This window comes from Nocardia jejuensis NBRC 103114, from assembly GCF_001613145.1.
Taxonomy (GTDB): domain Bacteria; phylum Actinomycetota; class Actinomycetes; order Mycobacteriales; family Mycobacteriaceae; genus Nocardia; species Nocardia jejuensis.
Genome location: NZ_BDBU01000043.1, coordinates 133,309 through 144,019, shown reverse-complemented (window position 1 = coordinate 144,019; position 10,711 = coordinate 133,309). Strand labels below are relative to the sequence as shown.

Below are 10,711 nucleotides of genomic sequence, written 5' to 3'. Positions count from 1 at the left end.
TCCACGGCAGCGGCCCGTCGACGAGCGACAGCGAGGCGAGCCACGCCGTCACGACGTCCGGCCCGCGAGGGCTTGGGCAGCGGCGATCGCCAATTGCCCACGGGGAGAAGGCAGATAGGCGCGCGTGACCGCGGCGGACACCCGGGCGGCGTGCCGGCGCCTCGGGAAACAGGCGTACAGCGGTGCGTAGGACGGGCGGAACTTGCGCTTGTACGCGGCCAGACTGGCGAACCCGTAGAGCGGTTCCAGCGCTCGCGCGGCGAAATCCAGGCCGCGCTCGAACCACGGGTGGCGAGCCTCGACGTCGCAGTGACGGGCGAGCGGAACTCCGGACAGGCTCACGAATTCCGCGCCCTCGGCCTGCAGGGTCAGCAGGGCGGAGGCGATCAGGAAATCCATCACCGGTCCGAAGCCGTCCGGCAGCCGGCGTTGCAGGTCCAGGGTCCAGCCGACGACCGCCCCGTCTCTGTGTACCGGCAGCCACGAGGTCACCGCGTGCACTCGATCGGCCGCGTCGATCGCGATCAGGCAGCGCACTCGCGGATCGGCGAGCGAGGCGACATTGCCGAGGGTGAAGCCGAGTTCGGGCAGACCCTTGTCGGCCAGCCATCGCGCACAGACCAATTCGATCTGCGCGGTGATCCCGGCCGAGGCGGTGCGGTAGTCGATCCACCGTGCCGTGACCCCGGCCGCGCGGGCGCGATTGAGGGCCGTGCGCGCATCTTGATGCGCCTTGCCGGTGAAGGTCAGCGATTCGAGCGGAATGACCGCGTCCTCGGCGATCTGCAGGCAGGTCCACCCGGCCGCGGCCAGCAATGCCCGGGAATCCGCGCCGACGGCGTACAGGCACGGGGTCCACCGCATCTCGTCGCAGTGCGCGACGAAACCGGCCAGCGTGCGCGCCGGATCCGGGCCCACGGGCTCACCGGTGCTGATCGCGACCCGGCCGACGACCCGGAACGCGACGAACCCCGTGGCGTCGTGATCGAACCAGTACCGATTGCCGGGCCAGGTGGTCATCCAGGACATGCTGCTCGTCCCGTGACCGCTCAGCAGCGCGCGCACCCGGCTGTCGGGACAGATGTTCCGCAGCGGCCGAACGAGGGTCGGCAGTCCCGGATTCCGTTCGGCACCGAGCGAGCGGGGGTCGAGCTGGGTGGTGACGGAAGCGGGCAACGCCGAACTCCTAGCATCAGTGAAAAGAAAAGCTTTCAGATCGTATGTGATCGGGGTCACTCGTGGGCGGGTTGGCTCCGATATCCGGGGCCGGGTCACCGCACGAGGCCGAGGCGGCTCGAGAGTCACTCCAGTTCGGTGCGGAGTCCGGCGGACCACACCTGCCAGGAGTGGCCGCCGGGCAGCTCGCGAATGCGGATGTCCATTCCCGGGGCCCGGGCCGCTGCGGCCGCGCCGCGCTGGGCGACGACGCCGCTCGTCTCCTCCGCGCCGGTGACGAAGCTCCCGGCGGAGGATGGATACCGCCGCGTCCGCATCAGTGCCATCGGGCTGACCCGGTCGAATGCCGTTGCGTCACAGTCGAATGCGGCGTCGAGGGTGCGGCGTCGATCGCCCAGCGTGGGTTCGGGGTCGCCGGACGGGTCCGGGACACCAGCCAGGGCGCGGGTCCGGAAATCAGGGACAGCTCCGACAACACCGATGCATGGTGCTATCGCCGGTGGGCGCGCATCGGTCGGTGATCGGAACAAGCGTTGAACATTGCGGGTCGGGCGTTCTCGAGGAATGTCGTTAGGCTCACGACGGGGGTTGTTCGGCTAGCAGGAGGATTCATGGCATTCGCAGGGTTGGCGGGACCGATCGTCCGGGGTCTCAATTCCGGAGTGGTCGCATTGACCGAATCGAGCGTGCTCGGCGGGATCATGGGGCGCGGGTTCACCGTGATCACCTATGTCGGGCGGCGCTCGGGCAAGACGTTCACCACGCCGGTGAACTATCGGCGCTCGGGCGAGGCGATTCTGATCGGCGTCGCCATGCCGGACAAGAAGTCGTGGTGGAAGAACTTTCTCGGCGAGGGCGGTCCGATCAGCCTGCGGCTCGACGGGATCGAGCGAACCGGACATGCCACCTCGCGCCGTGACGAGCGGGGCCGGGTCAGCGTGAAGGTACGCCTGGACGAATCGAACTGACGGGTGCGGAGTCCGCGTCCGGTGTGACGCGCGCGGGGTGCCGACGGCGGTAGCGCCAGGTCCAGGCCACCAGGATCGCGATCACGGCCAATTCCAGCAGCGGTGAGACCGCGGCGGTCACCGGGATCGGCATCGAAAACACCAGTGCCGACCTGGCGGCGGACTCGGCGGTCAGCGCGGTGCCCCACACCAGGCTCTGCACGCGATGCGAGGGGATGTGCTCCGGCGTCGGGGGCGTGCCGTGCAGGCGGCGCGCCAGTTCGGCGGTGGCGGGGAGCCGGGTGGGGGCGCTGGCCAGGAAGAGCAGACCGGCCAGTGCGCTGACCGTGGGGTCGCGCAGCAGTAGCAGGCGGGGGTCTCGGGTGGCGGCTGCGATGGCGAGCATGACCGCGTAGGTCAGGACCATCGTCAGGGCGAGGGCGTCGAGGGTGCGGGTGCGAATCGCGGTGACGCCCACCCAGATCACGGCCACGACGGTGGCGATCTCGAGAGCGTGAACCACTCCGACCCCGGCGGCCTGGGCCAGGAAGAAGGTGGCGGGGGAGACGCCGAGATCGCAGGCCAGCCAGAGGATCCGGGACCGATTGCGGGGTGTGGAAGTCATGTCGACCTGACCGTGGTAGGTGTTCGAACCTGTAATTCATACGAGTGTATGGTTGATTTATCGGGCAACGCAAGACATTTTTATACGAACGTATGAGAGAGGGGTGCGGTGATGGGCGAGGGGCGAACCACCGCTGCGGGCGCGGATCGGCGGACGCAACTGCTGGATCGGCTGGCCGACGCCATTGCCGAGAACGGCATCGAGGGCGTCAGCATTCGCGATCTGGCCGCGCGGGCAGGCGTGTCGATCGGGACCGTGCAGTACTACTTCGCGACCAAGACCGATCTGCTCGGTGCGGCCTGGTATCACGTGCGGGATCAGGCGATCGCGCGGTTTCATCAGTCGGGGGTCGTCGATCTGCCTCCCGATGAGCGATTGATCGGGCTCACCGAACTATTGCTGACGCCGGCCCCCGATCACCGGCTCTCCCGAATGTGGCTCGCGCTGGTGGCCCGGGCCGCGCACGATCCCCTGATCGCGGCGCTGCACCGAGAGCAGTGGCAGGACACCGAGGATGTGCTGTGTCTGGCGCTCGGCAAGGCGAATCAGGCCCGCGTGGACGAATCCCGGGACGGCGCGGCGGAATTGCTCGCCCTGCTGGATGGGCTCTCGATCGCTGTGCTGACCGAGCCCGAGCGGGTGTCGCCGGAACGAGCGCGCCGTATCGCACGCGGCTGGGTGCGCCGCTGGATCGGCCGGGACAGCGCGCTCATGAGATAGCCGCCCTCATGAGATGACGGTGTGCAGCAACGCAACTCCGGCGGTGAGCGCGGAAACGCCTGTGTCCCAGCTGGTATCGGCCGGCTGTGTGGTCAGGATGACCACCGCGTAGCGCAGCGGCATGTTCGGGTCGGCGCCGACCAGGCCGGTGGTGTCCAGGGTGGTCGAGCTGTCCAGCGCCATCCAGCCCTGTTTGATCGCCCAGGCGTCGCCGCCGAGCCCGTCCGGAATGCCGAAGTACTGGTCGGTGCCGTCCGCGGAGATCCGGGTCGCCCCGCTCAATGCGTTCATGACCAGGTCTCTGTCCGGCTCGGGCAGCGTGGTGGTGATGTAGCCGAAGACCTTGACCACATCGCGCGGCGACATCAGCGTCTCACCCCACTGGGCCGGATCCAGTGGCGGCGCGGTGTCGGTCAGTCCGATGAGGTCCGCCATGCGGGTGACGATGGCGTCCCCGCCGTCGGCGTCCCAGAGTTGGTCGGCGATGTCGTCGTCGCTGGCCGAGAGCATCTCGCTGATCCGGTTGGTGGCATCTGAATCAGGTTGTGTTCCTTGGCTTTCCAGATCGTCGATGGCGATGAGCAGTTTCACCACCGAGGCGGTGTAGAACTGCTGATCGGTATCGAGCCCGGCGAGAGTGCTGCCGGTGCGGGTGTCCACGACGTCGATGCCCACGGTGGTGCCGGGGGAGAGCGCCTCGATGGCCGCCTCGATCCGCCGGCCCAGCGCCGTCGCCGATGCCTGAGCGCTCGTCGGCGCGGCGGTGACCGGCGGCACCGGTGCGATGGTCGGCTGCCGCGCGACGGCGATCTGTTCGTGGGGCGTGGCCAGCGCCTGCGGGGCGACCGCCGCCGCGGTGGTGACGAGGGTGGCGAGGCAGCCCGCGGCGATCAGCAACCACCGGAACCGCCGCGGTCGAGCCGGTATCGAGGTCATGACCTATTTATCGACGTGAACCTGGGAGGGTTTCCGACTCCCGGCTGTCAGTTCGCTGTCAACCGTCCGCTCTATACCGAACGGTTGGTCTCATTTAGGCGTCAAGCCTGGTCTGGCTAACTGATAGCGAACTAGCATCGCTGATGGGTCGGGTACATAACCCGGTGGAGACAACGATGACGAAGAACCGCGAAATCATCCGAAATACCCTGGGCCGATCCCTGGCTCTGGGTGGCATAGGTGCAGTTCTCATCCTCGGTCCAATGGCATCGACCGTCGCTCACGCCGATGCCGACTACGGTGCCGGCTGCGTGCTGTATCCCGGCAACCGGGCCGCGACGGTGGACTCGCTTCGCTTCCGTTGTGCGCCCGGGCAACTGGAGAGCATTTTCCGTGACGCCTCGCGCGGAGCGGTACCGATGGGCGTCCACGACGGCTGGGTGACGAGCCCGCCCGATACGAAGGCGATCGCGCCCGCGTTCTGGATCGGCAAGACCTTCTACACCGGCCCGGACGGCGGCTTCCTCATGAATCGCTTGACTCCCGCGGGTGTGGAAGGCATTCGCGCCGACGTCTACACCGCGCCGGCGATCATGGACGGGCAGCCCACCTGGGCGCTGGACTACGCGCCGTCCCCGCTGCCGTGGGTGTACGACGAGATCCGGGAGGTCACCCCCGGCGTCTGGTTCGGGTATTCCTGGTCTCGGGACGCGGGCGGCGCGTCGCAGATGCTGTCGTTCGCTCTCGCCTGATTCCGCCACGCGACAAGACCGCAACCCTGCCGATTCCCTGAGCCCCGACCCGAGCACAGTCGGTGTGGCGGTCGTGGTGATGGCGTAAACAGGATCGGATCGTGCGAAGACGACCGAGGTGATGGCAGCCACGCCATCACCTCGGTTCTCGTGTTGCCGTCGGGTGGATCGCCGCGTCAGGCGAGCCTGCCCCCGCCGTCCACATGGACGGTGGTGCCGGTGATGAACGGGTTGGTCAGCACAGACAGCGCCGCGGCCGAGATGTCGGCGGGAGTCCCGATGCGGCGAGCGGGGTTTCGGGCCGCCACGGACTCGAAGAAACCTTCCTTCGCCGGACCGTCCCACACTCCGGAGTCGATGATTCCGGGCGACAGCGCGGTCACTCGCAGCGGCGCGAGCTCCACCGCCAAGGCTTCGGCGAGCGCGGCGGCCGCGGCGTTGGTGGCCGCCATGACCGTGCGGCCCGGGGCCGGACGCCAGGCGGCCACGCCGGAGAACAGCAGGATCGCGCCGCCGGGACGGAACCTCAGATGCTTGGCGAGCAGGATCGGCCCGATCACCTTGGCGTCGAAGGCGCGATGGATGGCATCGCGCTCGAGTTCGGTGACCGGCCCGTTGGCGTGATCGGCGGCCAGGCAGATCAGGTAGTCGATCTCGCCGACGCGTTCGGCCAGGGCTCGAAGGGATTTCTCGTCGGTGAGGTCAACCTCGGGCCTGCTCGTCGAAACGACATGCGCCCCTTGCGCTTCGGCGTCAACGGCGATCCGCTGCGCGATGCCGGAGCCGGCGCCGATGATGAGAAGGGTCTTGTTCCGGAGTGTCGTCATACCGGTATCAGCGCTCTCGCCGCGGGTGAATCATCCCGTCGCGATGCGAATGTTTTCGAGGTGATCCATAGAATTCACGAATGCCTACGTTGCGAGCCCTCGAATGTCTGGTCGCGGTGCTGGACGCCGGATCGATCACCGATGCCGCGGCCGCGCTGCACCTGTCACAGCCGGCGCTGTCGCATCAGCTCGCGGCGCTGGAGAGGGAGATCGGGGCACCGGTGGTGGAACGGCTGCCGCGCGGCGTGCGGGCCACCGCGGTCGGGCGGACCATCGAGGCCGATGCGCGGGCGGCGCTGGCCGCGGCCGAGCGGGTGGTGGGCGCGGGACGTGCGGTGGCGCACGGTGCGGGCGGTCAGCTGCGGGTGGCCTGCGCGGAGAGCATGACCGCCGGATTGCTCGCGCCCGTCCTGCGCACCTGGCTGCGGCGAAATCCCCTGGTGCGCTTGACTCTCACCGAGACCACGAGCGCGGACGAGCTGGTGCGACTGCTGGATTCGGGCGTGGCCGATGTGGCGATCGGGCCGCGACCGACTCGATGGACCGGCGCGGAGGCGGTGATCGGGGTCGAGGAGATCGTGGCGGTGCTCCCGCCGGGACATGTTCTGGCGGAACACAAGTCGGTGAGTTTCGATCAGCTCACGAGCGAGCCCCTGGTCCACTACCACCCCGACCACGGGCTCGCCGGATGGCTGGACGCCGAGGCGGCCCGGTACGGCATGGTGCCGTCCGTGGGTATGCGGACCCGGCAGGCGAGCACGGCGGCGCAACTCGCGGCCGCGGGCGTCGGGGTCGCTCTGGTGCCGACCACCGCGCTGGGCACGGGCTTTCGAGGCACGCTGCGCCGCATGCGGCCGCGCGTGCAACGCGATCTTCTCTGCCTGATCGGCACCCCGAGCGACGTGCTCGTGCGGCCCTTCGTCGCCGACGTGCTCAGGCGCGGCGTCCCGATACCCGCCGCGGTGCATGCCGCACCGGCCTGATCCCGTGGGCGGTGAAGGATGCCGTGCCGCCGATGCGGCAACCACATCCGCCGGTCGGCCCCGCGCGGACGTCCAGGAGCGCACCCGAATCGACGGTCAGCGGCCGTGTCGGTAGACCCGGCGGGCGGCCGCGATCATCGGCAGCTGCATCGGAAGACGCGCGAACACACCGATTTTGACGGGCAGCGGCTTGGCGCTGCGGCCCCAGTCATAGGCCATCTGGAAATTGCCGGGCCAGACCACCAGGAACAGCAGGGCGGCCAGCCGGCCGCCGAGCCGCCGGGTCCCGGGGGCGATGAGCAGCCCGGCCACCGCGATCTCCGCGGCGCCCGACACCTGCGTGTAGGTGCGGGGCGAGCCCGGAAGCGCGGGCGGAATCATCGCGTCGAATGGCTTGGGAGTCAGGAAGTGCATGGTGCCCGCGCCGAACAGGAACACCGCCAGGATCTTGGCCGGATCGCGCCGTGTGCGAGAAAGCGATAGCTCGTCTGTCATTGCGGCAGCATAGCGGGCATACAGGACACGCGGTGGTGCCCGCGGGGTCGCCGAAAGCGGCTGTGCCTGTGCGGGCCCGGGCCTAGGATCGTTGGATGTCAGGCCCGCGAATCGGCTCGACCATGATCGAGGGCCGGGTCGAGTACACGACCTCGCACGCCTTGCGGATCATCTTCCGCACCGGTCCGGGCGATCCGCTCGCGGTCGCCGTCCGGGGTGCGGGCAACGGCCCGGTGGCCAGGAGCGCCATCGCCCTCGGCGTGCGGAACGGCGGCACCGGCAAGCATCGGATCCGGTACGCCGACGGCTCGATCGTCTGGGTCGAATCCAAGACCACCGCACCGACAGTGGTGCGCCGCGGCGACGGCGCCGCCATCGGCACCATCTCCCGCGCGCGGACCTCCACCGCCGTAAGCGCCACGGCCGGAACGCTTTTCCACTTCGTGCCCGATCCGGACGAACCGATGTCCGCGGCGCTGTTCCGAATCCTGGTCCTGGACCGCATGGGCGCGGCGGTCGCGCATCTGGATGTGGTTCGCACCGCGGCCGGCTGGTCTCTCGCCCGCGTCGCGAACGACCTCTACGACACCTACCTCTGGTGGGGTGAGGCCGGGAGCGCCCTCGCGGTTCCCGTGCTCGGCACGCGCCTGTCCCCACATCGCGCGCTGGATCGGACCGAGCGTGACGTCCTGCTCGGCGTCTGCGTGGACATCACCCTCGGCCTGCGTCCCTACACGGCGGCCATGCGATAGCGGCCGCGCGTCACTCGGCGACCTTGATCACCAGCTTGCCCAGGTTCTTCCCGGTCAGCAGCCCCTGAAAGGCCGGGACCGCGTTGTCGAGACCGTCGACGACGTCCTCGAGGTACTTCAGGCGTCCGTCGGCCAGCCACTGCGTGGCAGCGGGATAGAAGTCGCCGGCCTGATCGAGGAACTCGGTTTGGATGAAACCGCGCAGGGTGAGGCTCTTGCGCAGAACATTCGACATGAGCAGCGAGAGGCGGTCGGGGCCGGGCGGGAGTTCGGTGTCGTTGTAGTTGGCGACCAAGCCGCACACCGGGATTCGCGCGAATTTGTTGAGACGCGGCAGGACCGCGTCGAAGACCGGACCGCCGACGTTCTCGAAATAGACGTCGATGCCGTCGGGGGTGGCGGCGGCCAGCTGATCCGCGAAATCGGGGGCGCGGTGGTCCAGCGCGGCGTCGAAGCCGAAGCGATCGCGCAGCAGGGCAACCTTCTCCGGGCCGCCGGCGATGCCGACCGCGCGGGCACCCTGAATCTTCGCGATCTGCCCGACCGTCGCGCCGACCGGTCCGGTGGCCGCGGCGACCACGACGGTTTCACCGGGCTGCGGGCGGCCGATGGTGAGCAGCCCGGAGTACGCGGTGAAGCCGGGCATTCCCAGCACGCCCAGCGCGGTGGTGATCGGGGCCGCGGCGGGGTCGAGGGCGCGCAGGTAGCTGACGTATTCGACCGAGTGGGTCTGCCAGCCGCCGTAGCCGAGCACGATATCGCCCGGTCGCAGCGCCGGATCCGTGGATTCCAGGACCCGGGACACGGTCGCGCCGCACATGGTCTCGTCGATCTCGACGGGCGGTGCGTAGGAGGGCGCGTCGCTCATGCGGCCCCGCATGTACGGATCGAGGGAGAGATACAGGGTCTGGAGCAGGGCCTGGCCGGGTTTCGGCGGATCCAGTTCGACCGTTTCGGTGCGGAAGTTCGCGGGCTCCGGCCTACCTGTCGGGCGCGAGGCGAGCACGATGCGGGTGGTCTTCATCGGCGGTACGACCTTTCGATGGGTGACGGTCCCCATTGTGCCCATTGTCGGTCGCCGCCCCGCGCGCGATGTCCGGTTCGGCGGCGGTCGTCCCGCTCAGCGGTGAGATCAGCGCAGCGCGCTGGGTGAACTCAGCGCAGCGCGCGAGGTGAGTTCAGCGCAGCGCGCTACCGGCGGTCCACTGATCCCACGGCAGACCCCAGTCGCCGTTCTGCCATACCTCGAGCGGTGCGCCGCCGGTATTGCGCACCTCGACCACGTCGCCGGAGACGGAGTAGTCGAAGAACCAGCGCGCGTTGTCCGAGCTGAGGTTCAGGCAGCCGTGCGAGACGTCGCTGCTGCCCTGGGCCCAGATGGTGGAATCCAGTGCGTGCAAATAGATTCCGTCGCTGCTGATCCGGGTGGCCCAGCCGATCGCCTCCTTGTACCCGAGCCGGGAATTGATCGGCAGGCCGTAGGTGGAGGAGTCCATGATCACCGGATTCGCCTTGTCCATCACGGTGTAGACGCCGGGTTGGGTCCAGAACGAAATCGTCTTTCCCCCAATGGTTTCGCTGCCGCCGCGGCCCATGGAGGTGGGCATGCTGCGGATCAGGTTGCCGTTCTCGAAGACGTCGACCATGTGGGTGTTGTCGTCGGCGATCGACACGTGCGCCGCGCCGATGGTGAACGAGGTCCGGCTGTCCTCCTGGCCGAACAGGCCGGGGCCGACCTCGAGTCCGTAGAGTTTCGCCGCGACGGTCACCTTGGTGCCCGGCGCCCAATAGTGCTCGGGCCGCCAGTGCGCGTTCTGGTCATCCATCCAGTACCAGGCGCCGTCGACCTTGGGCTCGGCGGTGACGACCATGCGCTTCTCGGCGGCCGCCCGGTCCCCGATGGCCTCGTCGAAGTGGGCGACGATGACCGTGCCGACGCCGTAGGTGCCGCCGTCCTCGAGCGACTGCCCGCCGGTGGTGTTCAGGTAGACCTTGGTCTGATTGCTCGGGGCGGTGGTGGAGAAGGTGGCGGTGACCGGTCCGGTGGTTCCGGTGACGGCCATCCCCTCGGCCTTGATCGTGTAGGTGTGGCCGTATCCGAGTTGTTCGTTCGGCTTCCAGGTCGCCTTGTCCGGAGTGAGCGTGCCCTCGATGACCCGGCCGTCCTCGTTGGTCATGGTGACCGCGGACAGAATGCCGGTGCTGGTGCTGACCTCGACGGGCGCGGACGGATCGACGCGCTCGGAGCCCTGCTGAGGAGTCACGGTGATGGCCGGGGGCGCGGGGGCGGGAGTGCCGCCGGGCATCGGGTTCGACGCCGGGGACGAGGAGCATGCGACCAGTACGGCGATCAGCGCCATCAGCCAACTCGTGGCGGCGATGGATCGAAAACGGTGGGGTTGCATAGGCCCTCCCTCCCGGTAATCGCCGTGCGCCGCACTGCAGCACAGCATCTTGTTACTGCTCAGCCTAGTAGATTACCTGTTGATCGTGATCTT

Annotated in this window: 13 protein-coding genes; 5 read left to right on the top strand and 8 right to left on the bottom strand. The window is 68.7% G+C overall.

All coding sequences use genetic code 11. The features are described from left to right. Positions 1-48: 48 nt before the first annotated feature. Positions 49-1,176 (bottom strand): bifunctional lysylphosphatidylglycerol flippase/synthetase MprF, encoded by a 1,128-nt coding sequence (locus tag NJ1_RS29555; RefSeq protein ID WP_067700483.1) that lies wholly within the window; start codon positions 1,174-1,176, stop codon positions 49-51. Positions 1,177-1,301: 125 nt separating this feature from the next. Then, positions 1,302-1,502, bottom strand: a complete 201-nt coding sequence (locus NJ1_RS29550; protein WP_067700480.1) for a hypothetical protein — start codon at positions 1,500-1,502, stop codon at positions 1,302-1,304. A gap of 285 nt (positions 1,503-1,787) precedes the next feature. Here NJ1_RS29550 and NJ1_RS29545 point away from each other — a divergent pair, with 285 nt between their 5' ends. After that, on the top strand, positions 1,788-2,144 hold the full coding sequence (locus NJ1_RS29545) for a nitroreductase/quinone reductase family protein (protein WP_067700477.1): 357 nt from the start codon (positions 1,788-1,790) through the stop codon (positions 2,142-2,144). Here NJ1_RS29545 and NJ1_RS29540 read toward each other — a convergent pair. Beyond that, a complete protein-coding gene (locus NJ1_RS29540; protein WP_067700474.1) occupies positions 2,110-2,748 on the bottom strand; it encodes a VC0807 family protein in 639 nt (212 codons plus the stop codon). The genes NJ1_RS29545 and NJ1_RS29540 overlap by 35 nt on opposite strands. A gap of 111 nt (positions 2,749-2,859) precedes the next feature. Here NJ1_RS29540 and NJ1_RS29535 point away from each other — a divergent pair, with 111 nt between their 5' ends. Next, positions 2,860-3,468: a TetR/AcrR family transcriptional regulator gene (locus NJ1_RS29535; protein ID WP_084478978.1), complete on the top strand. Its 609-nt coding sequence runs from the start codon at positions 2,860-2,862 to the stop codon at positions 3,466-3,468. A gap of 6 nt (positions 3,469-3,474) precedes the next feature. On the opposite strand, the gene NJ1_RS29530 is transcribed toward NJ1_RS29535, so the two are convergent. Continuing rightward, positions 3,475-4,404, bottom strand: coding sequence for a serine hydrolase (locus NJ1_RS29530; RefSeq protein WP_218025284.1), 930 nt, complete (start codon positions 4,402-4,404; stop codon positions 3,475-3,477). Positions 4,405-4,667: 263 nt separating this feature from the next. On the opposite strand from NJ1_RS29530, the gene NJ1_RS29525 reads away from it, so the two are divergent. Then, complete coding sequence (locus NJ1_RS29525) at positions 4,668-5,156, top strand: hypothetical protein (RefSeq protein ID WP_245717634.1); 489 nt, start codon at positions 4,668-4,670, stop codon at positions 5,154-5,156. A gap of 176 nt (positions 5,157-5,332) precedes the next feature. On the opposite strand, the gene NJ1_RS29520 is transcribed toward NJ1_RS29525, so the two are convergent. Continuing rightward, entirely contained in the window at positions 5,333-5,983 is a 651-nt protein-coding gene (locus NJ1_RS29520) for an SDR family oxidoreductase (RefSeq protein ID WP_067700454.1), read from the bottom strand. Positions 5,984-6,063: 80 nt separating this feature from the next. Between NJ1_RS29520 and NJ1_RS29515 the strand changes: the two genes are divergently transcribed. Further along, complete coding sequence (locus NJ1_RS29515; protein WP_067700451.1) at positions 6,064-6,966, top strand: LysR family transcriptional regulator; 903 nt, start codon at positions 6,064-6,066, stop codon at positions 6,964-6,966. Positions 6,967-7,062: 96 nt separating this feature from the next. Here the strand turns inward: NJ1_RS29515 and NJ1_RS29510 are convergent, their stop codons facing one another. Next, on the bottom strand, positions 7,063-7,461 hold the full coding sequence (locus NJ1_RS29510) for a DoxX family protein (RefSeq protein WP_067700448.1): 399 nt from the start codon (positions 7,459-7,461) through the stop codon (positions 7,063-7,065). A gap of 95 nt (positions 7,462-7,556) precedes the next feature. Between NJ1_RS29510 and NJ1_RS29505 the strand changes: the two genes are divergently transcribed. Then, positions 7,557-8,213, top strand: a complete 657-nt coding sequence (locus NJ1_RS29505; RefSeq protein WP_157574325.1) for a hypothetical protein — start codon at positions 7,557-7,559, stop codon at positions 8,211-8,213. A gap of 10 nt (positions 8,214-8,223) precedes the next feature. Here NJ1_RS29505 and curA read toward each other — a convergent pair whose 3' ends face one another. Further along, complete coding sequence (gene curA / locus NJ1_RS29500; RefSeq protein ID WP_245717633.1) at positions 8,224-9,273, bottom strand: NADPH-dependent curcumin/dihydrocurcumin reductase; 1,050 nt, start codon at positions 9,271-9,273, stop codon at positions 8,224-8,226. A gap of 118 nt (positions 9,274-9,391) precedes the next feature. Then, positions 9,392-10,618, bottom strand: coding sequence for a L,D-transpeptidase (locus NJ1_RS29495; protein ID WP_067700438.1), 1,227 nt, complete (start codon positions 10,616-10,618; stop codon positions 9,392-9,394). Between the last annotated feature and the right edge of the window lie 93 nt (positions 10,619-10,711).

What these genes read in the sequence shown, in the direction of transcription:
- NJ1_RS29545 (WP_067700477.1), top strand. Translation starts at nt 1,788, where the DNA reads ATGGCATTCGCAGGGTTGGCGGGACCGATCGTCCGGGGTCTCAATTCC.
- NJ1_RS29510 (WP_067700448.1), bottom strand. Translation starts at nt 7,461, where the DNA reads ATGACAGACGAGCTATCGCTTTCTCGCACACGGCGCGATCCGGCCAAG.
- NJ1_RS29520 (WP_067700454.1), bottom strand. Translation starts at nt 5,983, where the DNA reads ATGACGACACTCCGGAACAAGACCCTTCTCATCATCGGCGCCGGCTCC.
- NJ1_RS29535 (WP_084478978.1), top strand. Translation starts at nt 2,860, where the DNA reads ATGGGCGAGGGGCGAACCACCGCTGCGGGCGCGGATCGGCGGACGCAA.
- NJ1_RS29505 (WP_157574325.1), top strand. Translation starts at nt 7,557, where the DNA reads ATGTCAGGCCCGCGAATCGGCTCGACCATGATCGAGGGCCGGGTCGAG.
- curA (WP_245717633.1), bottom strand. Translation starts at nt 9,273, where the DNA reads ATGGGGACCGTCACCCATCGAAAGGTCGTACCGCCGATGAAGACCACC.
- NJ1_RS29540 (WP_067700474.1), bottom strand. Translation starts at nt 2,748, where the DNA reads ATGACTTCCACACCCCGCAATCGGTCCCGGATCCTCTGGCTGGCCTGC.
- NJ1_RS29530 (WP_218025284.1), bottom strand. Translation starts at nt 4,404, where the DNA reads ATGACCTCGATACCGGCTCGACCGCGGCGGTTCCGGTGGTTGCTGATC.
- NJ1_RS29525 (WP_245717634.1), top strand. Translation starts at nt 4,668, where the DNA reads ATGGCATCGACCGTCGCTCACGCCGATGCCGACTACGGTGCCGGCTGC.
- NJ1_RS29550 (WP_067700480.1), bottom strand. Translation starts at nt 1,502, where the DNA reads ATGGCACTGATGCGGACGCGGCGGTATCCATCCTCCGCCGGGAGCTTC.
- NJ1_RS29495 (WP_067700438.1), bottom strand. Translation starts at nt 10,618, where the DNA reads ATGCAACCCCACCGTTTTCGATCCATCGCCGCCACGAGTTGGCTGATG.
- NJ1_RS29515 (WP_067700451.1), top strand. Translation starts at nt 6,064, where the DNA reads ATGCCTACGTTGCGAGCCCTCGAATGTCTGGTCGCGGTGCTGGACGCC.